Raw genomic sequence first — 23,908 nt, forward strand, 5'->3', positions numbered from 1 at the left:
GACCATGACCGCCACCTCCCTGCCAAGACCCCGGCGCCATTGGCTGGCGCTGTTGCTGCTCACCCTCGCCGGCGCGGCCCAGGCCCACGACACCTGGTTTGCGCCGCAGCCCCCCGGGCCCGCAGGTGAGCTGGTGCTGGCGCTGGGCACCGGCGACCGCTTCCCGCGCCAGGAAACCGCGCTGGACAAGGCCCTGATCCAGGCCAGCGGCTGCCACGCCCGCGGCAGCGCCGCCACGTCCACCGGCCCGTTGCAATGGCTGGCCTACCGGGATGACGCGGTGCTGCTGCGCGCCGCCGCAGCGCAGGATGCCGGCACCCGGCTGAGCTGCTGGCTGCAGGCGAAGCCGCTGGCCGTCGACCTGGACGACCGCATCGTCCAGCTCTACCTCGACGAGATCCGCGCGCTGCCGGCGGTGCGTGAGCGCTGGGCCGCGCTGCAGGCGCGCGGCGTGCGCTGGCAGGAGCGGTATGTGAAGAACGCCCGCATCGAGCTGCCCGCCGCCACGCCTGGCGCCGCCACTGGCGGCCTGCCCGGGCAGGCGGACGGCGCGCCCGGGCTGGACCTGCAGGCCGACATGCCGGCCGGCCCGCTGCGCGCCGGCGACAGCCTGCGGGTGCGGCTGTTGCGCGACGGCGCGCCGCTGGCCGGCCTGCCGCTGGCGCTGCGCAACGACACCAGCCCGGTGACGCTGTGGCACCGCAGCGATGCCGACGGCTGGGTCACGCTGACGCTGCCGCTGGCCGCACGCTGGCTGCTGACCGGCGTCGACCTTGGCCCCTCGGCCACCGCTGCCGACGGCTGGGACAGCCGCTTCGTCAGCCTGCACCTCGAGGCGCTGCCGCGGCGCTGAGCAACCCGGCCGCGTGCTGCGCCGTCACGGCGCGGCAGTCAGGCGCTGCAGCAAGTCCAGCGTGGGGTGCCCGTCGGCCGGCATGCCGATGCTGCGCTGCAAGCCACGCAGCGCCGCCCGCGTGGCCGGGCCCAGCAGGCCGTCGGGCGTGCCGCTGTCGAAGCCGCGGGCGTTCAGCGCGGTCTGCAGCGCCAGCACCTGGGCCCGGCTGAGCGCCGGTTGCTCACGCGGCCAGGCGGCCTGCACGCCGGGGCCGCCGGCCAGGGCCTGCGACAGCAGGCCGACCGCCAGCGCATAGCTGGTGGCATTGTTGTAGCGCAGCAGCGCCCGGAAATTGGCACCCACCAGGAAGGCCGGCCCGCGCACGCCGGCCGGCAGCAGCACCATCGCATCGGCCAGGACCGGCAGCGGTTGGCCGTCCACGGCCTGCAGGCCCTCGGCCGCCCACTGGCTGGCCGGCTGCCGCACGCTGGCATCGGCGCGGCCGGCGTCGAAGCCGGGCGGCAGCCGCACCTCGGCGCCCCAGGGCTCGCCGGCCTGCCAGCCGGCGTGGGCCAGGAAGTTGGCGGTGGATGCCAGCACATCGGGCAGGCTGCCCCAGATGTCGCGCCGGCCATCGCCGTCGGCGTCGACCGCATGGGCCAGGAAGCTGGTCGGCAGGAACTGCGTCTGGCCCATGGCCCCGGCCCAGGAGCCGACCATGCGCGCGCGCGGGATGTCGCCCTGCTGCAGGATGCGCAGCGCGGCGATCAGCTGGCTGCGCGCCCAGTCGGCGCGCCGGCCGTCGAAGCCCAGCGTGGCCAGCGCGTCGATGGTCGGCAGATCGCCGGTGTTGGCGCCGTAGTCGCTCTCCATGCCCCAGATGGCCACCAGCACCTCGGCGGGCACGCCGTACCGGGCGGCGGCGGCATCGGCCTCGGGGCGCAGCTGGGCCAGCCGGGCCTGGCCGCCGGCCACGCGCCGGGCGCTGACGCTGCGGTCCAGGTAGTCCCAGACCGTGCGGTTGAACTCGGGTTGGGCGCGGTCCAGCGCCACCACCCGCGGAATGTGGCGCACATCGGCCAGGGCGCTGCGCAGGGTGTCGTCGGCAATGCCGGCGGCACGGGCTGTGGCGGCGAAGTCGCGCACCCAGGCGCTGAATGCGGCCGGCTGCGCGGCCGCTTCCGGCGGCATGGCCGGGGGCAGCACCGCGGCCGTGACCGGCGCAGCGCCGGTTGGCGCCGGCGGCGTCCGGCCGGGTGCCGGATGGGGTGCTGGATCGGGTGCGGTGGCGCAGGCGGCCAGCAGCAGGGCCGCCAGGCCCAGGCTGGTCAGCCGCAGGCGGGCACAGGTTGGGGCGGCGGTGCAGGGCATGCCGCGATTGTCCCGTGCCCGCCGCAGCGGGCCGCCGCGGTCAGTCCACCGGCAGCGGGCTGTCGATCTCGCTGAGCGGCGCCGAGGCCGCATTCAGCATCAGCGGCGCCGCGGTCTCGCTGTTCGCGGTGTTGGCGACCAGCTGGGCGGCGAACTCGGTGTAGGCGCGCACGGAGGCGGTGGCGCTGTCGGGCACGGTGTCCGTCGGCGTGGTGGGCGGCGCGGGCGTCTCCGGGTGGTCATTGCTGCCGCCGCCGCAGGCGGCGAGCAGGGCAGCCGCCGCAGCGGCCACCCCCAGGCGAATCAGGCGTTGCATGGCGTGGTTCTCCTGGGTGTGCATCACTTGCTGCCCGGCAGCGGGGTGTTCAGGTACGGGAAGCCCGGCAGCAGCGTCACCACGGCCTGGTCGACCGCGTCATGCAGCGAGAACGCGGTGCTGCTCAGCGGCACCTTGGCCGGCGTGCAGTCGGTGCCGAAGCCCAGCGCGTTGGTGGTGCCGTTGGCCACGCACAGGCCGCCCATCACCGCCACCAGCGAGATGTCGACCACGTCGTCCTTCGGCCGGCGGCCGTTGGGGTAGCCGGCGTTGTCGTTGCCACCGGCCAGGATGTTGCCGACGATGCCCAGCCGGTTCTGCTGGGCAAAGGCCACCGGCGGGATGGCGGTGTTCAGCCGCAGCATCTCGGCGCCGACCACGTTCCTTGGCTGGTTCACGCCGGCGATGCCGGTCAGGAAGGTGGTGACCAGGTCGTTGCGCGGGAAGTTCGTCGGCGCGATGTTCGGCAGGGCCAGCGCAATCTCCAGCAGCGCCGGCAGGGTGGGGTTGGTCACGTAGTCGATGAACTGGCCGTCGCCCGTGGGGGCCGAGGCGTTGAACTTGTCCTTGTCCTTCAGGCCGATCACCACCTCGTTGACCAGGGGCATGCCCAGGCGCGAGACCTGCACCCAGGCGCCGCCGGGCTTTTCACTGGCCTGGTGGGCCGACGCGGGCCGCGGGTTCAGCAGCCGCGCCTGGCGCAGGCTGGCGGTGGTCCAGCCGCCGATCACGTCATCGCCGGTCTCGCCGGCCTTCAGGCAGCTCTTGTGCACCTCCAGGGCCAGCGTGGTGACGTTCTTGTCGCCGATGGTGTTGGGCGCGGCATTGATCAGCTCCGGGTTGGTGATCACACCCACGGGTGCGTTGACCAGGTCGAAGATGGTGCCCAGGTTGACGGCGAACGGATCCTGCCGCTGGCCGACGAACACCTTGGCCGGCATGGCGCAGCCGGGAATGTTGACGGTGTGGATGTGCTTGGCGGCGTAGCCGGCGTAGTCGGGAATGGTCTTCACGCCGATGTTGTCGACCGGCTTGTCGAACTGGGTGGCGCCGCCGCTGGCGTTGGTGGCCAGACTGGCCGTGCCGGTGCGGCGGTCGCCGCGCACCACTGTCAGGGTGAACTTCTCGGACAGGTTCAGGCTGGCATCGCGCACGTTCGCCACCTGGCCGGCCTGGATCAGCGGGATGGCCACGTTCTTGCCGCCGATGGGCAGCGTCACGCCGGCGCCGGCGTTGGCCAGGGTGTTGGTGAAGCGGAACTGGAAGGTCAGGTCTTCCTTGGCATCACCGTTGTTGTCGACATGGATCTCGTACAGCGCATTCGGATCCATCGCGAAGTAGTTCGGGCCGCCGTAGGCGTCCTGCAGCGGCACGTAGTTCGCGATCAGCGTCACATGGTCGTCGCGGCCGGCTTCATAGCTGCGGAACATGTAGAAATCCGTCGCGTCCACCTTGGGCACGGTGGTGATGAACGGCGCTTCGCGGTGGCTGGACGCACCGACGGGGCCGACGGCTGCCATCAGCAGGGCAGCCAGCAAAGGGGTGAACGCGAACGACGGCTTGGTCATGACAAGTCCTCGGAGGAGCAAGTGGTAGGGACGTGGTGAGGTGACTGCGCAGCCCCTTCGACTGCTGATCCGGGGTGCGGGGAATCTAATCGACCCCCCCCTAATTCAAGGGGGTCGTATCCCGCGCATTTCCGTGAACTAGGTCGCATCCCCGCCAACACGCTGGGGTCAAGGTTGGCGGGGGCGCCAGGGACCGGCTCAGTGCACCGGCAGCGGGCTGTCGGTGTCGCTCAGCGGCGCGGATGCCGCGTTCAACATCAACGGCGCCGCGGTCTCGCTGGTGGCGGCGCTGGTGGCCAACTGGGCGGTGAACTCGGTGTAGGCGCGCACCGAGGCAGTGGCGCTGTCGGGCACGGTGTCCGTCGGCGTGGTGGGCGGCGCGGGCGTCTCCGGGTGGTCATTGCTGCCGCCGCCGCAGGCGGCGAGCAGGGCAGCCGCCGCAGCGGCCACCCCCAGGCGAATCAGGCGTTGCATGGCGTGGTTCTCCTGGGTGTGCATCACTTGCTGCCCGGCAGCGGGGTGTTCAGGTACGGGAAGCCCGACAGCAGCGGCACCACAGCCTGGTCGACCGCGTCGTGCAGCGAGAAGGCGGTGGCCCCCAGCGGCACCTTGGCCGGCGTGCAGTCGGTGCCGAAGCCCAGCGCGTTGGTGGTGCCGTTGGCCACGCACAGGCCGCCCATCACCGCCACCAGCGAGATGTCGACCACGTCGTCCTTCGGCCGGCGGCCATTGGGGTAGCCGGCGTTGTCGCTGCCACCGGCCAGGATGTTGCCGACGATGCCCAGCCGGTTCTGCTGCGCAAAAGGAACCGCCGGGATCGCGGTGTTCAGCCGCAGCATCTCGGCGCCGACCACGTTCTTCGGCTTGTTCACGCCGGTGATGCCGGTCAGGAAGGTGGTGACCAGGTCGTTGCGCGGGAAGTTCGTCGGCGCAATGTTCGGCAGGGCCAGCGCAATCTCCAGCAGCGCCGGCAGCGTGGGGTTGGTCACGTAGTCGATGAACTGGCCGTCGCCGCCGGGCACCGAGGCGTTGAACTTGTCCTTGTCCTTCAGGCCGATCACCACCTCGTTGACCAGGGGCATGCCCAGGCGCGAGACCTGCACCCAGGCGCCGCCGGGCTTCTCGCTGGCCTGGTGGCCGGACGGCGGCATCGGGTTCAGCAGCCGCGCCTGGCGCAGGCTGGCACTGGTCCAGCCGCCGATCACGTCGTCGCCATTGGTCAGGCAGCTCTTGTGCACCTCCAGCGCCAGCGCGGTGACGTTCTTGTCGCCGATGGTGTTGGGCGCGGCATTGATCAGCGCCGGGTTGGTGATGACGTTCACCGGTGCGTTGACCAGGTCGAAGATGGTGCCCAGGTTGACGGCGAACGGATCCTGCCGCTGGCCGACGAACACCTTGGCCGGCATGGCGCAGCCGGGGATGTTGACGGTGTGGATGTGCTTGGCAGCGTAGCCGGCGTAGTCGGGAATGGTCTTCACGCCGATGTTGTCGACCGGCTTGTCGAACTGCGTGGCGCCGCCGCTGGCGTTGGTGGCCATGCTGGCCGTGCCGGTGCGGCGGTCACCACGCACCACGGTCAGGCTGAAGCGCTCGGCCAGGTTCAGACTGGCATCACGCACATTGGCCACCTGGCCGGCCTGCACCAACGGAATGGCCACGTTCTTGCCGCCGATGGGCAGCGTCACGCCGGCGCCGGCGTTGGCCAGGGTGTTGGTGAAGCGGAACTGGAAGGTCAGGTCTTCCTTGGCATCACCGTTGTTGTCGACATGGATCTCGTACAGCGCATTCGGATCCATCGCGAAGTAGTTCGGGCCGCCGTAGGCATCCTGCAGCGGCTGGTAGTTGGCGATCAGCGTCACGTAGTCGGAGCGGCCAGCCTCGTAGCTGCGGAACATGTAGAAGTCGCTGGCGTCCACCTTGGGACTGGTGGTGATGAACGGCGCCTCGCGGTGGCTGGACGCGCCCACAGGGCCGGCAGCGGCCAGCAGCAGCGCAGCCATCAGCGGCGTCAGGGCGAAGAAGGGCTTGGTCATGGGATTTCCTCAAGGTGGAAGGGTGGCGAGAACCCCCACTTACGCGGTCCGTCCGGCAGCGGATGCAGCCCCGGATGCAAAGCCCGGCAAAATTCTTTTGTCGTGCGATGCGTGCTGCAGTTGCATCCGATCCGCGGGCGGGCACGTATCGCGGGAACCCAACTGGAGATCCGCCATGCACCCACTGCCTGCCATCACCCGCTTCCTGCGCACCGCCACCCTGGCTGCGCTGCCCTGGTTCGCCCTGGCACCTGCCGCGCAGGCGGGCCCCTTGGTGTTTGCACCCTTTGCCGGCAGCGGCAATGCGGTGCTGTTCGATGCCAGCACCGGCGAAGGCGGCTGGGTCGGATCGGTGGTGCAGACCCCTGACCCGGGCGTGGCCGTCCCGCTGGACTTCGTCAGCGTGGTGTCCTTCCAATTCGATGCGCTGACGCGGATGCTGAGCGGCCAGTTCGAGTTCACCCGCAGCACCGATCTGGGCGCCACGCTGTTCGGCCAGGTGACCGGCAGCACCACCGATGCCGACCTGTTCAACCTGGGCGGGCAGCTGGCGCTGGACTACACCATCCGCGGTGGCACCGGTGACTTCGCCGGCGCCAACGGCTTCGGGCTGTCGTTCCTGACCTACGACCCGGCCGGAACGCTCGACAACTACCTGGAAGACGGCCTGCTCGTCTTCGCCGTGCCCGAACCGGGCTCCCTGCCGCTGCTGGCCGGTGCACTGGGCCTGCTGGTGGTGCTGCAGCGCCGCCGCGAAGCGCCGCAACGCCTGCAGCGCTGACGGCTGGCGCCCCTCGTCGGATCGGACGATGGGCGCGCAGCGGGGGGCTGCTTACGATGCCCGGTCCATCCAAGACCCGAGGAACGCCCGCCCATGACCGCCCCCGCCGTGCTGATCGAGAAGCTGCCCGACCATGTCACCCTGGTCACCATCAACCGGCCCGAGGCCCGCAATGCCGTCAATGGCGACGTGGCCGCCGGGCTGGATGCCGCCATCACCCAGACCGAGGCCGATGTCGACTGCTGGGTGGTGATCCTCACCGGCGTGGGCAACGACGCCTTCAGCGCCGGCGCCGACCTGAAGGCGGTGTCCAGCGGCAACGGCCACCTGCTGCGCACCGAGCGCGGCGGCTTTGCCGGTTTCGTGACCGCGCCGCGCAGCAAGCCCTGGATCGCCGCGGTCAACGGCCCGGCACTGGCCGGCGGCTGCGAGCTGGCCCTGGCCTGTGATCTGCGTGTGGCCGTGCCCGAATCCCGCTTCGGCCTGCCCGAGGTCAAGCGCGGCCTGATCGCGTCGGCCGGCGGCCTGTACCGCCTGCCGCGCGCGCTGCCGCAGGCGGTGGCGCTGGAGATGATCCTGACCGGCGACCCCATCCCCGCCGAACGTGCGCATGCGCTGGGCATGGTCAATGCGCTGGCGCCGCGGGACCAGCTGCTGGCCACCGCCCAGGCACTGGCCGCGCGCATCACCGTGAACGCGCCGGTGTCGGTGCGCCACAGCCTGAGCGTCGCCCGCCAGTCGCAGGACCTGAGCGATGCCGAGCTGATGGCCGTCTCGCAGACCGCCCAGGCCGCCAACATGACCAGCGAGGACTTCAAGGAAGGCCCGCGCGCCTTCATCGAGAAGCGCGCCCCGCGCTGGACGGGCAAATGAGCTGGCAGGACCGGCTGCCGGTGCTGGTCGGCGTCGGCCAGATCACCCAGCGCGAACCAGACCCGCGGGCCGCGATGGGCCCGCTGGACCTGATGGCCGCTGCGGCCAAGGCAGCGGCCGAGGACAGCGGCGCCGGCCCGGCGCTGCTCGCCGCGCTGGACCAGCTGACGGTGATCCGCCTGTTCGCCGACACCAGCCCGCGCTTCGTCAGCCCCTTCGGCAAGCAGACGAATCCGCCGGTCAGCGTGGCGCGGCGCCTCGGCGCGGACCACGTGCGCCAGCATGTCTACACCTGGCCCGGCGGCAACATGCCGCAGTACTGCCTGAACCGGCTGGGCGAGGCCATCACCCGCGGCGAGGTGGAGGCGGCCATGGTCGTCGGCGCCGAGGCGCTGTCCACGCAGAAGGCGGCGCAGCGCCAGGGCGTGGCGCTCGACTGGGCCGAGGACCTGGGCGGCACGCACCACACCTGGGGCGTGTCGCGCCGCGGCTGGTCGGACCTGGAAGACCGCCATGGCGCGCGCGCGGCGATCACCATGTACCCGATGTTCGAGCATGCCATCCGCGGCCGGCTGGGCCGCAGCGTGGCCGATCACCAGGCGGCCATCGGCACGCTGCTGGCGCGCTTTGCCGCGGTGGCCGCCGCCAACCCGCTGGCCGACCGGCGTGCCGGCTACGGCGCGGCGCAGATCAGCACGCCGGCAGCCGACAACAAGTTCATCGCCCACCCGTACACCCGGCTGATGAGCGCCAATGCCTTCATCGACCAGGGCGCGGCGGTGGCCATGACCAGCGTGGCCAAGGCCCGGTCGCTCGGCATTCCGCCCGACAAGTGGGTCTACCTGCACGGCTGCGCCGACGGCCACGACCACTGGCATGTCACCGAACGGCGGGATCTGCATTCCTCACCGGCGATGCAGCAGGTCTTCGCCCAGGCCTTCGACATGGCCGGCTGCACGCTGGCCGACATCGGCGTGCTCGACATCTACAGCTGCTTCGCCAGCGCGGTGGAAGTGGCCTGCGACGCGCTGGGCCTGGCCCAGGACGACCCGCGTGGCCTCACCGTCACCGGCGGGCTGCCGTACTTCGGCGGGCCGGGCAACAACTACGTGACCCACAGCATCGCCGAGATGGTGCAGCGGGTGCGGGCCCGCCCCGGCGTCAAGGGCCTGGTGACGGCCAACGGCAACTACCTGACCAAGCACTCGGCCGGCATCTACAGCACCGAGCCGCCGGCGCGGCCGTTCGCGCCGGCCGATCCGGCGCTGCTGCAGGCCCGGCTGGATGCGATCCCGCGTCCACCGCTGGTCGAGCTGGCCGACGGCGCGGCCACGGTGGAGAGCTACACCGTCAGCCACGACGGCCAGGGCCCGGTCAACGCGGTGGTGATCGGCCGTCTGGGCGACGGCAGCCGCTTCATCGCCAACACGCCGGCCGATGCGGCGCTGTGGCAGGCCATGCAGACCGAGGACTTCCTCGGCCGCCGTGGCCAGGTGGCCAACGACGGCCGCATCAACCGCTTCACGCCGGCCTGAGCGGCGGAGCGGTCGCCGGGCCAGTGTCGACCTCCACCCGGCCGCGGCCGGCCTGCTTGCCGCGGTACATCGCCTGGTCGGCACGGCGCAGCAGCGATTCCAGCGGCTCGGGCTGCTCCACATAGGCGCAGCCGGCGGTCAGGCCCAGCGGCAGGTCGGCCCGCTCGGGCAGCAGCGGCGTGGCCAGTGCATCGACCAGGTTGCGGCCCAGGGCCTGCGCCTGGGCAGGGTGGTGCAGGCCCTCGGCCACCAGCACGAATTCATCGCCGCCCAGCCGTGCCAGCACATCGCCCGGGCGGATGCGGCTGCGCAGCCGGTCGGCCAGCGCGGCCAGCAGCCGGTCGCCCACCGCATGGCCATGGGCGTCGTTGACGGCCTTGAAGCCATCCAGGTCGATCATGTAGACCGCCAGGCCGTGGCCCGGCCGGGCGCGGGCCAACGATTCCTGCACCACCGCATCCAGCCCGCGGCGGTTGGGCAGCAGCGTCAGCGGGTCGGTCTCGGCCAGGTTGCGCAGGTGGCCGGCCTCGCGGGCCGCATGCTCGGCGCGGGCCAGGCGCTCGCGCTGGCGCAGCACCACCACCTGCAGGAACAGCAGCAGGTCCAGCACCGCGGCGATCTGGAAGGCATGCAGGGTCAGCGGCTGCGCCGGCAACCGGCCGTAGGACACGCCCATCAAGGTGAACACACCCAGGTAGTAGCCCAGCCAGGCCAGCAACAGGTACACGCCGGTGGCATCGCCCAGCCGCACCCGCGACCAGGCCCGCGACAGCGCCAGCAGCGCCGGCAGCATGCCCACCGTGCCGGCCACCGCGCTGACCCCGGCGATGCCGATGGCGTCCACCGCGAACAGCAGCGCCGTGGCCAGCATCACCGCGGCACCCAGCCGCATCGTGGTGCTGAAGCCGCGCCAGCCGGCCTGGTCGCGCAGCACCGCCTCGGTGTAGAGGAAGCTGGCGCACTGCGCCAGCAGCGCGGCCATGCCGGCGCCATGGCGCAACGCCCAGGCATGGCCCGGCCACAGGAACTGCGCTGCCAGGCCGAACTGCGCCAGCGACACGGTCAGCGAACAGGCCACCATGAAGGCGTACTTCAGGTGCAGGCTGTCGCGGTGCCACCAGGCCTGGCCCAGGCTGTAGGCCAGCAGGGCCAGGCTCAAGCCGGCCAGCAGCGCCTGCAGGGATTGCGCAGCCAGCGTGTTGTCGATGTAGGGGCCGGGCTTGCTCATGCGCAGCGGCAGGATCAGCGGCGCCTCCGATCGCGCGCGCAGCAGCAGCACCAGGTCCTGCCCGGCCGGCAGCGTCAGCCGGGCGGTGGGCACGCGGGCGCTCAGCCGCTCCAGCGCGCCGATCTGGCCGGCGGCCAGCACCGCGCCACGGGCATCCAGCAGGTGGTAGGACAGGTGCTGCACCGAGGCATGGTCGGATTCCAGGATCCACTGCCCGTCCGAGCTGGCCGGCACCCGCAGCGGCACCGCCAGCCAGACCGCACCGCGCTGCAGGCCGAGCGTGCCCGGCTGCGTGGGCGGCTGGCTGAACTGCCGCAGCCGCTGGTGCGCGCCGGCCAGGTCGAGCCGGCCGTCAGCGTCGGGCAGCCAGCGCACCGCCGGCCACAGCGGCACCACGCCCGCGGCGTCGTCGAGCACTGCCGGCACGGCCGGTGCGGCCTGCGCCCACGCAGTGCCGCCCAGCAGCCAGCCAAGGATCAGCAGCAGGAACCAGCACCACCACCGATGCAGGCTGCCGCGGCCACCACCGGCCCTGAGCCTGCCCGTCCATCCACCCACCGCATGCAACTCGCTGCCCTTTCGTGCCTGTCCTGGCGTGATGGCTGCATTCTGCCGGCGCCGGGCGGTGCACCGCACCGCGCTGTCACCTGCCATACGCCGCCGCACCCGGGCCCGGGTCTATGCTGGCCGATCCAACCTGGAGGAGAGCCCGATGAAGGTGCGTGAAATCGCCAGCGGCCTGCAGTTCCCCGAGGGCCCGGTGGCCTTGTCCGACGGCTCGGTGCTGGTCGTCGAGATCGCCCGAGGCACGCTGAGCCGGGTGACGCCGGACGGCCGCATCCATGTCGTGGCCGACCTCGGCGGCGGCCCCAATGGTGCGGCCATCGGGCCCGACGGCGCGGTCTATGTCTGCAACAACGGCGGCTTCCGCTGGCACACCGAGGCCGACGGCTGCCTGCGCCCGGTGGCCCAGGCCGACGACTACTCCGGCGGCCGCATCGAGCGTGTGAACCTGGTCACCGGCCAGGCCGAGCGGGTCTGTGACAGCGTGGAAGGGCGCGCGCTGCGCGGCCCCAACGACATCGTCTTCGATGCCCAGGGCGGCTTCTACTTCACCGACCTGGGCAAGGGCCGAGAGTTCGACATGGACATGGGCGCGGTGCACTACGGCCATGCCGACGGCCGCGCGGCCCACGTGGTGGCACGGCCGCTGCTCACGCCCAACGGCGTGGGCCTGTCGCCCGACGGCCAGACCCTGTACTACGCCGAGACCGCCGGCGCCCGGCTCTGGGCCTACGACATCACCGCCCCGGGCCAGGTGCAGAAGCACGCCTGGCCATCGCCCAATGGCGGGCGTCTGCTCACCGCATCGCCGGGCGGGGGGCTGCAGCGCTTCGATTCGCTGGCGGTGGACGCGCTGGGCAACATCTGCGTGGCCACGCTGATGCACGGCGGCATCAGCATCGTCTCGCCCGACGGTCGGCTGGTCAGCCATGTGCCGCTGCCCGACCGCATGACCACCAACCTGTGCTTCGGCGGCCCGGGGCTGCGCACCGCGTATGTCACGCTGTCGGGCACCGGCAAGCTGATCGCCATCGACGACTGGCCGATCCCCGGCCTGCCCCTGCACTTCAACGCATGACCACGACCACCGATCCCGGCGCGCCGTCCATCGGCGCGGTGCGCAGCAACCAGCAACTCGACCAGCCGGCGCTGGAAGCCTGGTTCCGCGCCCATGTCGACAACCCGGCCGAGCCGCTGCAGCTGCAGCAGTTCCAGCGCGGCGCGTCCAACCCCACCTACCTGCTGAGCGCCGGCACCCGGCGCTGGGTGCTGCGCAAGAAGCCGCCCGGCACGTTGCTGGCCAGCGCCCACCAGGTGGACCGCGAGTTCCGTGTGATGCAGGCGCTGGGCGGCATCGGCTTCCCGGTGCCGCGGGTGCGGGCCTACTGCGACGATGCGTCGGTCATCGGCACCGCCTTCTACGTGATGGACTTCCTGGAAGGCCGCATCTTCCGCGATGCCCGGCTGCCCGGCATGGCGCCCGCCGAACGTGCCGCCATCTACGACGACCTCAACGCCACGCTGGCGCGGCTGCACCAGGTCGATGTGGCCGCCATCGGCCTGGCCGACTACGGCCGGCCCGGCAACTACTTCCAGCGCCAGATCGACCGCTGGATCAAGCAGTACCGCGGCGCCGAGACCGAGACGATCCCGGCGATGGAACGGCTGATGGCCGAGCTGCCAGGCCGCATCCCGCCCGGTGACGAGACCGCCATCGCCCACGGCGACTACCGGCTGGAGAACGTGATGTTCCACCCCACCGAGCCGCGGGTGATCGCGGTGCTCGACTGGGAGCTGTCCACCCTGGGCCATCCGCTGGCCGACATCGCCTACGGCTGCATCCTCTACCACTCCGACAGCGAGAGCTGGGGCACGCTCAAGGGCCTGGACTTCCGCGCCGCCGGCATCCCCGACGAGGACGCGTACGTGGCCGCCTATTGCCGGCGCACCGGGCGGGCCAGCATCCCCGGCTTCAACGTCTACCTGGCGTTCTCGATGTTCCGGCTGGCGTCCATCGGCCAGGGCGTGTTCAAGCGCAACCTGGTGGGCATCGGCAATGCGCCGGCCTCGCGCGACAACAGCCACACCCACCACCTCGCCAGCACGGCCTGCGCCATCCTGGACCGCTGACGCGCGCAGCCTCAGGCCGGCAGCATGCCGGCCTGCTGCATCAGCTCGGCCAGGAAGCTGTCTTCCAGCGCATAGACGCCGCGGGCGGCCTTCCAGACCAGGGCCTTGTCCTGCAGCGCCACCAGGGCCTGCTGGACGTTGTTGGTCTCGGGCTCGACCTTGGCATCGGGCGCGATGGTGGCCAGCGTGGCGCGGTAGCGGTCCATGGTCTGCGCCTCGAACGGCGCATAGCCGGCGCCACTGGCGGCCAGCACCCGCAGCACAGCCGACTGCAGCGGCGTCAGGCTGTGCACCACGCGCAAGGCCTCGTGATTGCTGGCACGCACCTGTTCCTGGATCAGCTGGTGCAGGCGCTGGGCAAACTGGCCGGGGCGCACGGCCAGGTCATACAGCAACGCATCGACCGCGCCGCCCAGGATCTCCGGCCGGAAGGCCGCCGCGCTGAACCACTGGTAGACCTGGTCCGCGTCCAGTTCCTGCCGGAACGGCAGGTGGCTGATGAACCAGGCGATGTAGTCGGGCCCCAGCGGCGGAAAGTTGACCAGCGGCGCGCCGAAGAAGGCCTGGTCCTTGCTGTTCCGCAGCATGGCCAGCTTGTCGCGGTTGGAGCCGGTGGCCACCACCCGCAGGCCGTGGTGGGCGCTGGAATTGAGCTCGTCGCGCGCGGCCTTCAGCGCGAACAGCGCATTCGCGCCGGCCTCGCTGGTGATGGCATGCTGGGCTTCGTCGACGATCAGCACCGTCATCGCCTGGGCCTCGTCGGACAGCGCCGCCAGCGCGGCGCTGAGGCTCACCCCCTGGGCCAGACCCACCCGGTCCAGCGAGAAGGCCAGGCCGCCGACGCTGACCTTGTCCAGCCCGCTGCTGCGCGCCAGCCGGGTGACCACACCCTCGCGCTGGGCCAGGGCCGCGCGGATGGCCGCGACGATCACGTCGCCGGGGTCGGCCGTCTTGTCGGCCCACAGGTCGGCATAGATGACGACGGCGCCGCGCCGGGCCAGTGCGGGGCGCAGGTCTTCCCGCAGGAAGGTACTCTTGCCGGTGCGCCGCGGCGCGGCCAGGAACAGGCCGGAGCCCGAGGCCGAGGTGGCCGGCGCCGCCAGCAGCCGGGCGGCCAGGTCGTCGGCCAGGGCCTGGCGGGGGAAGATGGTCACGGCGGGGTCGCGGCGGGCAGCCGCAGGTTGGCATTACAGGCAATTATAGTTGTCTATAGTGCGCAGCAGGCCAACACGGCGCTGCGGGCACGGCTGTCACCGGTTCTGGCCAGAATGCGCCGCCGACCCACCGCCGTCCCGCCATGCCTTCCTCTGCCCCCGGCCGCGCTGCCGAACCGCCCGCCAACCCGGTGCTGTGGCTGATCCCGGCGGTGTACTTCCTGTTCGTCGCCGGGGAATTCGCCACCATCACGTCGATCGCCCTCACGCTCACCGAGCGCGGCGCCAGCGCGCTGCGCGTGGGCGTGCTGGTGTCGGCGCTGTGGCTGGGCATCCTGGCGGCCAGCCTGCGGGCCCATGCCTGGATCGCGCGGCATGGCCATGGCCGGGTCTTCGTCGGGGCGATGGTGGTGTCCCTGGTCAGCATGGGCTCGATGGCACTGCACCAGCGCTACGACGCCTGGCTGCCGGCGGCGGTGGTGCTGGGCATCGGCGGCGGGCTGGTGTGGGTGGCTGGCGAGAGCTGGCTGGCCGAAGCTGCACCGCCGGCGCGGCGCGGCCTCTACGTCGGCCTGTTCGAGACGGCCGTGGGCCTGGGGCTGATGGCCGGCCCGGCCCTGGTCCCGCTGGCGCTGTGGCTGCAGGCACCACCCATCGTGCTGGGCACCGGCCTGATGCTGGTGGCGCTGGGGGTCTCGCTGGCGCTGCTACGGGCACCGCGTCTGGCCATGCACGACACGGTGGCGACTGGCGATGCCACCACGCCAGACCCCGGCGGCGACTGGCGGGCGGTGGCCCTGCCGCTGGTCATGCTGGCGGCGCTGAGCGGCCTGATGGAGAGCGGCATCTCGTCCCTGCTGCCGTCGATCGCGATGCGGCTGGACTTCAGCATGGCCGCCGCGGCAACGCTGGGCGCGGTGATCGGCGCCGGCAGCGCGCTGCTGCAGAGCCCGTTCGGCCTACTGGCCGACCGCACCGGCATGGGCCGGGCCATGGCGCTGGCCTGGCTGCTGGTGGTGGCCAGCCTGGCGGCCCTGGTGGCCGGCGCCGAGCACCACGGGCTGCTGTGGGGCGCCGGCTTCGTGATCGGCGGCGCGGGCGGGGCGGTCTACACGCTGGTCGTCATCGCGCTGGGGCACCACCTGCGCGGCAGCGGCCTGGTCAAGGCGATGGGGCTGCTGGTCACCGCCTACACCATGGGCACGGCCGGCGGACCGGCGGCCGGCGGCTGGCTGTTCGACCAGGCCGGCCTGCGCGGCCTGGCCGGCGTGCTGCTGGCGGTGGCGCTGCTGGGCTGCGTGCTGACCTGGCGGGCGGTGCCGGCCACCCGCGCATCAGCCTGACCGCGTCGGCCGGCCGGCCGCATGCCGCACCGCCGGGCGGTGCCCGGGCAGCTGCCGCAGCAACTGGCGCACCACCGCATCCACCTTGCCGGCGCGGCAGGTGAGCACGATGTCCTGCTGGAACGACAGCCCGTCGGGCCACACCCGGCGCAGGCTGCGCAGCGCCTGCGACTGCGCGACCAGGTGGTCGGGCAGCACGCCGGCATGGCAACCGGTCAGCACCAGCAGGGCCACGCCCTCCAGGCTGTCGGCCTGTGCCGACGGCCGGGCCTGGCGCCAGGCGCTGCGCAGCGGCTCGGGCACATCGTCGCCGTAGGGATCGGCCACGAAGGGCAGCTGGGCCAGCGCCTGCAGGCTGCGCGCGGCGGCAGCGTCGTCGTGCCAGGGGTGGCCCGGCGCCACCCACAGGCTGTTGGGCTCGCTGTACAGCGGCAACTGCTGCAGGCCAGGCGCTGCCGCGCGGGCGCCGATCACGCCAGCGTCCAGCTGCCCGGCCAGGATGTCGCGCTCGATCTGCAGCGGCCGCAGCGCGCTGATGCGCAGCTGCAGGCCCGGCATGGCGTGGCTGCAGCCGGCCAGCATGTCGGCCAGCAGGTTGTTGCCGGCCAGCGTGGTCAGGCTCATCAGCGCGTCCACCACGCCCAGGCGCAGCAGCGGAGGCGGCGCCTGGCCCAGGGCGGCCACGCCGCTGTCGAAGCTGCGCATGGCCGCCAGCAGCGGCAGGGCCAGCGCATGCAGCTGGCGGCCGTCGGCCGTGAGGCGGAAGCCGCCGCGGCCGCGCTCGGCCAGCCGCAGGCCCAGGCGGGCCTCCAGCGCGGCCATCTGCTTGCTGACGGTCGACAGATCGACCCGCAGCGCCGCCGCCGCGGCCGAGAAGCCGCCGGCCGCCACCACCGCCACGAAGACCTGCACCAACCGCCAGTCGGCCTCGCCCAGCGCGGGCAGGGCGCCGTCCGCGAACATGGCGTGCGGATCCAGTGAACGTGGCGGTGCCGGCATGTGTGGCGCTGGGTTGTCTGGCTAGGCTGCCGGTCTTGATTCTCGACGCTGTGCCGCCGCCGCGGCCCGCCCCCTGCCATGCATGATTTCGCCTTCCTCTCCGACAGCAGCTTCCTGCGCGTGCCACGCCAGGCCGCGCCGGCCGAGCGCCCGCTGGCCATCGCCGGCATCGCCTGGGATGGGTCCACCACCAACCGACCCGGCGCGCGCTTCGGCCCGCGGGCCATCCGCCAGGCCAGCCACATGCTGTGCGACGGCATCCACCCGGTGCTGGACAGCAACCCCACCCCGCTGCTGACCGACCTGGGCGACCTGCTGCTGCCCAACACCAGCCTGGCCGGCATGCGCGCCGCGCTGGCGCCGCAGCTGCCGGCCCTGCTGGCCGCGCACCACATGGTGTGGCTGGGCGGCGACCACTCCATCACCCTGCCCATCCTGCGGGCGCTGGCCGCCCACCACGGCCAGCCGCTGGCGGTGGTCCACTTCGACGCGCATTGCGACACCTGGCAGGACCACTTCGGCGAGCCCAGCGGCCACGGCACCTGGGTCAGCGAGGCCATCCAGGAAGGCCTGGTGCACCGCAGCTGCTTTACCCAGCTGGGCATCCGCTCGGCAGGTGATCCGGCGGCCACCCGCTATGTGCGCGACCAGGGCGGCCTGCTCTACACCGCCCGCGACCTGCGCGGCCGCGAGAGCAGCGCCCAGCTGGCCGAGGTGGTGCAGGCCATCCGCCAGCGCCTGGACGCGCAAGGCCGCCCGCCGGTCTACCTGAGCCTGGACATCGACTGCCTGGACCCGGCCTTCGCCCCCGGCACCGGCACGCCCGAGCCAGCCGGCATGACCAGCGCCCAGGTGATGACCCTGCTGGAAGACCTGGCCGACCTCGACTTCGTCGGCATGGACTGCGTGGAGGTGGCACCGCCCTACGACCATGCGGAAATCACCGCCAGTGCGGCGGCTGGCTTCATCTGGACCTACCTGGCGGGGCGGGCGCGGGCCGTCAGCGCTCGGCGCGCGGGGTGAGCGCCAGGTCGGTGATGAAACCCAGGCTGTCGCCGCCCGTGTTGTCCGCATCGGCGCCCACGGCGATGGCCAGCAGCGGCGGCACGCTGGTGGTTTCGTCGCCGAAGGCGCGGAGGAAGTCCGCCGCCAGGTCACGCTGCACGGCCTGCCAGGACCGCACGGCGGTGCCGAGGGTGAGGTAGCGGACCCGACGGGTGTAGGCATTCGGCACCACCGTGCCCTCGGGCCACGACGGATCCCACACGTAGCACACGGTGGCCGACGGCAGGCGCTCGCCGGTGCGGCTCTCGGCCAGCCGCAGCAGCTGGCGTTCCAGGAACGGCACGGCGGCGCGGGGCATGTCGAACAGGGCGCAGACCTTCAGCGCCACATCATCGCCCTGGCGGCTGCGCAGGTCCGCCGCGGCCAGCGGCTGGTCGACACGCCAACGCCAGGCCAGCCGCCCCGCGGCGCCGTCCTTCAGCGGATGCACCAGGTTGCCGTAGGACGCCACCGCCTGGATGCGCAGCACCACACCGCCGTCCAGCGGCGCCAGCTGGAAGCGGGTGACCGGCAGCGTCTGCGCCGGAAGCTTGGCCAGCACCCAGGGCGCTGGCGGCAGGGAACCGGGCGACCCCGCCAGCGGCGCCAAGGGCGGCACCAGCAACTGCGCCGCCGCCAGGCAGGGCGCCAGCGCGCCGATCAACCCGGCCCAGCGCCGCACGTGGTGGTGGCGCATGCGGTCAGGCCAGCGGTCGCACCGCATCGCCGGCACCGCCATCAGGCCCGCGCAGGATGCGGTCGAGACGGGACACATCGGCACCGCTGCCCGCGGGCCACCAGGCCTCGACGTCGGTGCGCCAGCCCGGCGGCAGGTGCACCAGGTCGGCCGGCTCGTCGATGTCGGCCACCGGCGCCAGCTCGGCCCAGCGCACGCCGGCGGCACGCAGCCGTTCGCGGGTGTCGTCCATCACGCGGGCATGGCTCCAGGCCATGCCGTCGAAGCAGCGCGCATCGGCCCGGCGCTGACCCACCAGGACGTAGCCGCCATCCAGCGCAGGCACGAACACGGCATCGTGGTCCTGCAGCGCCTGGGCGGCCTGGCGCAGCACGGCTGCATCCAGCCCCGGCGCATCGGTGCCGATCAGCAGCGCGCGGCCATGCGCCGCCAGGCTGCGCGCCAGGGCGCGGTGCATGCGCTGGCCCAGGTCGCCGCTGCCTTGCGCAGCCAGGGTGGCGCCGTGCTGCGCGGCTGCGGCCTGCAGGGCAGGGTGCCCGGCATCGGGCGTGGCGCACAGTTCCACCGGGCCCACACCAGCCGCCGTGGCCTGGGCCAGGGCATGGCGCAGCATGCGCTCGGCGAGCGCCGCGGCGCCGGCCGTGCCCAGCACGGGGGCCAGGCGTGTCTTGGCCAGGCCGGGCACGGGGGCCTTGGCAAACACGATCACCGCCGTGCTCACCGGTAGGCCTCCGCCAGGCGTGCCGCCGATTCGCCACGCCAGTAACGCCAGCGCAGCCGCCACATCAGCAGGATGGTGCGCCAGACGCCGCGCTGCTCCCAGCGCCGGCCCGAGGTGCAGACCCGCGCACGCAGGCAGGCCGGCGGCCCCAGCCGCTTGAGCCGCCGCGAGATCTCGATGTCCTCCATCAGCGGCTGGACCGGGAAGCCGCCCACCTGGTCGAAGGCATCACGGGTGACGAAGATCGCCTGGTCACCGGTGGCGATGCCGCTGCAGCGCGAGCGCAGGTTCATCAGCGCCGCCACCACGCGCAGCATCCAGGGCCGGCCGGCGATGCGCACGTCGAAGCGGCCCCAGGACGCGCCGGCGGCCAGGGCCTGCGCCACCAGCACATCGGCCAGCGGTGGCAGGCGGGTGTCGGCATGCAGGAACAGCAGCGCCGCCCCGCGGGCCTGCGCGGCGCCGGCGTTCATCTGCAGTGCACGTCCGCGCGGTGCGTCCACCACGGCATCGACCCAGGGCCGGGCCAGTGCCGGCGTGGCGTCGCTGCTGTGGCCATCGGCCAGCACCAGCTCGACACCCCGCGCCCGCAGGGGCTGCAGGGCCTGCAGCGTGGCCTCGATGCCTGCGGCCTCGTCCAGGGCCGGCACCACGATCGACAGTGCCGGTCTCATCGTGCGTCGTTCAGCGCCCAGTCGTAATCGGTGAAGGCGATGTCGACACTGCCGGCGCGGATGCGCGCGCGGTCGGCCGGCGCGTCCGCCAGCTGGTCGGCGTAGCGCGCGGCAAACGCCGGCAGCGAGGCGATGCCGCGGTGGCCGAGGCGGAAGTCCTCGCCATACCAGTCGAAGATCTTCGACAGCTCCAGCCGGCCGCGCTGGGCGTTGTAGCGGTTGCGGGTGCGGTCGCTCATGAAGCGCAGCGTCTGCTCGTCCATCTGCGCGTCCAGCCGGGCGGCGACGAAGGCCTCCTCGCGCAGCGCCGGGCAGCCGATGCTGGCGCAGTTGACCGCGAAGTGCACCCGCGGATCGTCGTATTCACCGCGCTTGCGCAGCATGGCGTGCTCGATGTCGTCCAGCGACACCTTGCCGCCCAGCAGGCTGATCCACTGGGGCTTCCAGGGGCTGCTGAGCAGGCTGCCGAGGTCCTTGATCGACTTCAGATCCGGGTAACGGGTGAGGATCAGCTCGACCGTGAAGGCGTTGTAGGCATTGGTGAGGAAGGCCTGGCGCTCGGCCTTGGACCAGGCGCCGAAGCTGCCCGACGCCACCGCCGACAGGCTGTCGAGGTAAGTCTTCAGCGCCGCGCGGTCGGCCTTGAAGCCGGCATAGGCCACCTGCGTGGCCTGGCCGCCGCGCAGCAGCCGCACATGCTTGCGCAGCAGCGCCGTCCAGGCCGCGTGGCTGTGGTCGAAGCCGGCGGACTGCGCCCGCAGCGGTGGCGGCAGCAGGGCCGCGGTGCTGGCCAGTGCCAGGCCCAGCCAGTGGCGTCGTGGCAGTGTCGTCATGCCCGCTCCCAGGCGTGGTAACGCCCCACCCACTGCAGCAGCGTCTGCGGCGCATGGGTGCGCTTCCATTCGCCGGCCACCGCCTTGTTGGCCTCGGCCAGCGTGGGGTAGGTGTGGATGGTGCCGAGGATCTTGTTCAGGCCCAGGCCATGCTTCATGGCCAGCACGTATTCGGCCAGCAGGTCACCGGCGTGCTCGCCGACGATGGTCACGCCCAGGATCCTGTCCTTGCCGGGCACGGTGAGCACCTTGACGAAGCCGTGCGCCGCACCGTCGGCGATGGCGCGGTCGAGGTCGTCGATGCCGTAGCGTGTCACCTCGTAGGCCACGCCCTGCTCCCGGGCTTCCACCTCGCTCAGGCCCACCCGCGCCACCTCGGGGTCGGTGAAGGTGGCCCAGGGGATCACGCGGTAGTCGGCCTTGAAGCGGCGGAAGCGGCCGAACAGCGCATTCACCGCCGCATACCAGGCCTGGTGGGCGGCGGTGTGGGTGAACTGGAACGGCCCGGCCACATCACCCACGGCATAGATGTTGGGGTACAGCGTCTGCAGGTAGGCATTGGTCTCGATGGTCTTGCGCGGGGTCAGCGGGATCCCCAGTTCCTCCAGCCCGTAGCCGGTGACACGCGGGCTGCGGCCCACCGCGCACAGCAGGTCGTCGAAGGGAATGGCCACCTCCACGCCGCCGGCCTTGGCGATCAGCCGTTTCTCCCCGTCCACCACCTCGACCCGCACCGCCTGGTGGCCGGTGAGCACGTTCACGCCATCGGCGCGCAGCGAGGCGGTCACCAGGGCCGAGACCTCGGGGTCCTCGCGCCCCATGATGCGCGGCGCCATCTCCACCTGGGTGACGGCACTGCCCAGCCGGGCAAAGCTCTGCGCCAGCTCGCTGCCGATGGGACCGCCGCCCAGCACCACCAAGCGCTTTGGCAACTTGGTCAGGCCCCACACCGTGTCACTGGTGAGGAAGCCGGCTTCCTTCAGCCCCGGGATCGGCGGCACGAAGGGGCTGGCCCCGGCGGCGATGACGATGTTCTTCGTCGTCAGGGTCTGCTGGCTGCCATCGGCCAGCGCCACCTCCACCGTCCAGGGGCTGGTGATGCGGGCGTGGCCCTGCAGCACCTCCACGCCCAGGCCGGTGTAGCGTTCCACCGAGTCGTGCGGCGCGATGTCGGCGATGACCCGGTGCACCCGCTGCATCACCGCGGCGAAGTCGACCCGGCCGGCGGCATCGGTCACGCCGAGCTCGTGGGCCTTCTTCAGCTGCTGCGCCATCTTGGCCGAGCGGATCAGCGCCTTGCTGGGCACGCAGCCGAAGTTCAGGCAGTCGCCGCCCATCTTGTGGCCTTCGATCAGCGTCACCTTGGCCTTGACGGCCGCGGCAATGTAGGCCGAGACCAGGCCACCGGCGCCGGCGCCGATCACCACCAGGTTGCGGTCGAAGGACCGTGGCCTGGTCCATTTGGCGTAGACCTTGCGCTGTGCCAGCCAGCCCACGCCGGCCTTGGCCAGCAGCGGGAACAGGCCCAGCAGCACGAAGCTGCCCCACAGGCCCGGCGAGAGGATGTCGCCGGCCGACTGCACCGCCGCCAGCTGCGTGCCGGCGTTCACGAACACCGCGGTGCCGGCCAGCATGCCGACCTGGCTGACGGCATAGAAGCGGCCCGCGCCGATGGGCGTCAGGCCCATCATCAGGTTCACCAGCCAGAACGGGAACACCGGCACCAGGCGCAGCGTCAGCAGGTAGAAGGTGCCGTCCTGGCGCACACCCTCGTTGATGGGTGCCAGCGCCTGGCCGAAGCGGGCCTGGATGGTGTCACGCAGCAGGTAGCGCGCCGCCAGGAAGGCCAGCAGGGCGCCCAGGCTGGACGCGAAGCTCACCAGCAGCAGGCCCCAGCCCAGGCCGAACATGGCGCCGGCCGCCAGCGTGAGGATCAGCGCGCCGGGGATCGACAGCGCCGCGGCGGCCACATAGATGGCAAAGAAGATGGCGGCGGTGGTGATCGGCTGGGCCTGCACCCGCGCCTGCAGCGCATCGCGGCTGGCCTTGAGGTTGTCCAGCGTCAGCAGCGCACCCAGGCCGAAGTGCTGCCAAGCCCACACGGCCGCCAGCACCAAGGCCGCCGCGCCGGCCCACAGCAGGGCTTTGGGGGGGCGGGCCATCAGCGGGCGCCCTCGGCCTCGGCCGCCGCCGCTTCCAGCGCACCGCCGCAACTGCTGCCCTGGCCGGCCGTGCAGCCGTAGCAATGGTCGGCGATGCGGATGTCGGTGCCTGCCGCGCCGTGTTGCAGCAGGTCACGCAGGTGCGGCTGCGACTGCCCGCCGATGCTGGCGCGCAGGCCCAGCATCTGGTTGAAGTCGCAGTCGAAGAGGAAGCCCTGCCAGTCGACGCTGAGCAGGCTGCGGCACATCACGGTGTCGAGGTTCTCGGCGCGGTAGCTGCCATGCAGCAGCTGCATGTAGCTGCCGAACGTGCCCTGGCTGACCAGCGTGCTGCCGAAGCGCTGGATCGGCATGTTGGTCAGCGCGAACAGGTGGTCGAAGCGGATGCCGAAGTGCAGCAGCAGCTCGCGCTTGTAGTCGGCCTCCAGCGGCCCCTGCGGTGGCGGCAGCACCGGGCCCTGCGGGTTGTAGACGAGGTTCAGCACCAGACCGCGGGCGGGGTCACCGTAGCCCAGCGCATTGAGCTGGCGCAGCCCGGCGATGCTGCGCTCGAACACGCCGTCGCCGCGCTGCCGGTCGACATTGGCCGGCGAGTAGCAGGGCAGCGAGGCGGTGACCTCCACCCCCTGCCCGGCCAGGAAGGCCGCCAGATCGTCCTGGCCCGGCTCGGACAGGATGGTGAGGTTGCAGCGGTCGATGACCCGCACGCCCAGTGCCCGGGCCTGGCGCACCAGGTGGCGGAAGTGCAGATTCAGCTCCGGCGCCCCGCCGGTGAGGTCCAGCGTCGCCACCCGGCGGGTGCGCAGCACCTCGATCACCAGGGCGACCGTGTCGCCGTCCATCATCTCGGTGCGCTGCGGGCTGGCCGCCACGTGGCAGTGCAGGCAGCTCTGGTTGCACTTGTAGCCCAGGTTCACCTGGAGGGTGTCCAGCGAGCGGCGCCGGATCGGCGGGAAGTCGGTGGCGGCGAGCAGGGGCAGGGTGGCGTGCATGGGTGTCCGGTTCGGCAGGAAGCGACACCCGGTATTCGCGCCAGCGCGCCGATCG

At 72.2% G+C, this 23,908-nt stretch carries 22 protein-coding genes; 8 read left to right on the plus strand and 14 right to left on the minus strand.

Annotated elements, in window-relative coordinates:
* The first annotated feature begins 4 nt into the window (after positions 1-4).
* Positions 5-853: a DUF4198 domain-containing protein gene (locus FFT10_RS10495; RefSeq protein WP_162520758.1), complete on the plus strand. Its 849-nt coding sequence runs from the start codon at positions 5-7 to the stop codon at positions 851-853.
* A 24-nt stretch (positions 854-877) separates the two neighbouring features.
* On the opposite strand, the gene FFT10_RS10500 is transcribed toward FFT10_RS10495, so the two are convergent.
* The 5 genes from FFT10_RS10500 to FFT10_RS10520 form a co-directional block, all read right to left on the minus strand.
* On the minus strand, positions 878-2,206 hold the full coding sequence (locus FFT10_RS10500; protein WP_137732773.1) for a lytic murein transglycosylase: 1,329 nt from the start codon (positions 2,204-2,206) through the stop codon (positions 878-880).
* A 40-nt stretch (positions 2,207-2,246) separates the two neighbouring features.
* A complete protein-coding gene (locus FFT10_RS10505) occupies positions 2,247-2,522 on the minus strand; it encodes a hypothetical protein (RefSeq protein ID WP_137732774.1) in 276 nt (91 codons plus the stop codon).
* Positions 2,523-2,545: 23 nt separating this feature from the next.
* Positions 2,546-4,090, minus strand: coding sequence for a DUF4331 domain-containing protein (locus tag FFT10_RS10510; RefSeq protein WP_137732775.1), 1,545 nt, complete (start codon positions 4,088-4,090; stop codon positions 2,546-2,548).
* A 198-nt stretch (positions 4,091-4,288) separates the two neighbouring features.
* Entirely contained in the window at positions 4,289-4,564 is a 276-nt protein-coding gene (locus FFT10_RS10515; protein WP_137732776.1) for a hypothetical protein, read from the minus strand.
* 23 nt (positions 4,565-4,587) lie between these two features.
* Complete coding sequence (locus FFT10_RS10520; RefSeq protein WP_137732777.1) at positions 4,588-6,123, minus strand: DUF4331 domain-containing protein; 1,536 nt, start codon at positions 6,121-6,123, stop codon at positions 4,588-4,590.
* 175 nt (positions 6,124-6,298) lie between these two features.
* Here FFT10_RS10520 and FFT10_RS10525 point away from each other — a divergent pair, with 175 nt between their 5' ends.
* The 3 genes from FFT10_RS10525 to FFT10_RS10535 all read left to right on the plus strand — a co-directional run bounded on the left by FFT10_RS10525 (position 6,299) and on the right by FFT10_RS10535 (position 9,312).
* Entirely contained in the window at positions 6,299-6,904 is a 606-nt protein-coding gene (locus FFT10_RS10525) for a PEP-CTERM sorting domain-containing protein (RefSeq protein WP_162520759.1), read from the plus strand.
* Positions 6,905-6,997: 93 nt separating this feature from the next.
* Positions 6,998-7,777, plus strand: a complete 780-nt coding sequence (locus FFT10_RS10530; protein WP_137732779.1) for an enoyl-CoA hydratase-related protein — start codon at positions 6,998-7,000, stop codon at positions 7,775-7,777.
* Entirely contained in the window at positions 7,774-9,312 is a 1,539-nt protein-coding gene (locus tag FFT10_RS10535; protein WP_137732780.1) for an acetyl-CoA acetyltransferase, read from the plus strand. Before FFT10_RS10530 ends, FFT10_RS10535 begins: the two co-directional genes overlap by 4 nt.
* On the opposite strand, the gene FFT10_RS10540 is transcribed toward FFT10_RS10535, so the two are convergent.
* Positions 9,299-10,966 carry a diguanylate cyclase gene (locus FFT10_RS10540; RefSeq protein WP_162520760.1) on the minus strand — a complete coding sequence of 556 codons (1,668 nt, stop codon included), beginning with the start codon at positions 10,964-10,966 and terminating at the stop codon, positions 9,299-9,301. The genes FFT10_RS10535 and FFT10_RS10540 overlap by 14 nt on opposite strands.
* 286 nt (positions 10,967-11,252) lie before the next feature.
* Between FFT10_RS10540 and FFT10_RS10545 the strand changes: the two genes are divergently transcribed.
* Positions 11,253-12,182, plus strand: a complete 930-nt coding sequence (locus FFT10_RS10545; RefSeq protein WP_174246094.1) for an SMP-30/gluconolactonase/LRE family protein — start codon at positions 11,253-11,255, stop codon at positions 12,180-12,182.
* A complete protein-coding gene (locus tag FFT10_RS10550; RefSeq protein WP_137732782.1) occupies positions 12,179-13,234 on the plus strand; it encodes a phosphotransferase family protein in 1,056 nt (351 codons plus the stop codon). Before FFT10_RS10545 ends, FFT10_RS10550 begins: the two co-directional genes overlap by 4 nt.
* Positions 13,235-13,245: 11 nt before the next feature.
* Here the strand turns inward: FFT10_RS10550 and FFT10_RS10555 are convergent, their stop codons facing one another.
* A complete protein-coding gene (locus tag FFT10_RS10555; protein ID WP_137732783.1) occupies positions 13,246-14,388 on the minus strand; it encodes an ATP-binding protein in 1,143 nt (380 codons plus the stop codon).
* Positions 14,389-14,531: 143 nt separating this feature from the next.
* Between FFT10_RS10555 and FFT10_RS10560 the strand changes: the two genes are divergently transcribed.
* Positions 14,532-15,731, plus strand: a complete 1,200-nt coding sequence (locus FFT10_RS10560; protein WP_137732784.1) for an MFS transporter — start codon at positions 14,532-14,534, stop codon at positions 15,729-15,731.
* Here FFT10_RS10560 and FFT10_RS10565 read toward each other — a convergent pair.
* Positions 15,723-16,694 (minus strand): LysR family transcriptional regulator, encoded by a 972-nt coding sequence (locus FFT10_RS10565; protein ID WP_162520761.1) that lies wholly within the window; start codon positions 16,692-16,694, stop codon positions 15,723-15,725. The genes FFT10_RS10560 and FFT10_RS10565 overlap by 9 nt on opposite strands.
* A gap of 114 nt (positions 16,695-16,808) precedes the next feature.
* Here FFT10_RS10565 and speB point away from each other — a divergent pair, with 114 nt between their 5' ends.
* A complete protein-coding gene (speB, locus tag FFT10_RS10570) occupies positions 16,809-17,753 on the plus strand; it encodes an agmatinase (RefSeq protein ID WP_137732786.1) in 945 nt (314 codons plus the stop codon).
* Here speB and FFT10_RS10575 read toward each other — a convergent pair.
* From FFT10_RS10575 to arsS, 6 genes are read right to left on the minus strand one after another with little or no spacing between them, the layout of a single operon-like run.
* Complete coding sequence (locus FFT10_RS10575) at positions 17,731-18,471, minus strand: DUF3047 domain-containing protein (RefSeq protein WP_162520762.1); 741 nt, start codon at positions 18,469-18,471, stop codon at positions 17,731-17,733. The two genes, speB and FFT10_RS10575, sit on opposite strands and share 23 nt — an antisense overlap.
* A 4-nt stretch (positions 18,472-18,475) precedes the next feature.
* Entirely contained in the window at positions 18,476-19,192 is a 717-nt protein-coding gene (locus tag FFT10_RS10580) for a TIGR04282 family arsenosugar biosynthesis glycosyltransferase (protein ID WP_137732788.1), read from the minus strand.
* Complete coding sequence (locus FFT10_RS10585; protein WP_137732789.1) at positions 19,189-19,866, minus strand: TIGR04283 family arsenosugar biosynthesis glycosyltransferase; 678 nt, start codon at positions 19,864-19,866, stop codon at positions 19,189-19,191. Before FFT10_RS10585 ends, FFT10_RS10580 begins: the two co-directional genes overlap by 4 nt.
* The gene (locus FFT10_RS10590) at positions 19,863-20,699 is read right to left on the minus strand and encodes a DUF547 domain-containing protein (protein ID WP_137732790.1); all 837 of its coding nucleotides are present in this window, start codon (positions 20,697-20,699) and stop codon (positions 19,863-19,865) included. Before FFT10_RS10590 ends, FFT10_RS10585 begins: the two co-directional genes overlap by 4 nt.
* Positions 20,696-22,861, minus strand: coding sequence for a dihydrolipoyl dehydrogenase family protein (locus FFT10_RS10595; protein WP_137732791.1), 2,166 nt, complete (start codon positions 22,859-22,861; stop codon positions 20,696-20,698). The genes FFT10_RS10590 and FFT10_RS10595 overlap by 4 nt, the downstream gene beginning before the upstream one ends.
* Positions 22,861-23,853 (minus strand): arsenosugar biosynthesis radical SAM (seleno)protein ArsS, encoded by a 993-nt coding sequence (gene arsS / locus FFT10_RS10600; RefSeq protein WP_137732792.1) that lies wholly within the window; start codon positions 23,851-23,853, stop codon positions 22,861-22,863. Before arsS ends, FFT10_RS10595 begins: the two co-directional genes overlap by 1 nt.
* Positions 23,854-23,908 lie beyond the last annotated feature (55 nt).

It is taken from the genome of Pseudaquabacterium pictum (assembly GCF_005403045.1).
GTDB lineage: Bacteria > Pseudomonadota > Gammaproteobacteria > Burkholderiales > Burkholderiaceae_C > Pseudaquabacterium > Pseudaquabacterium pictum.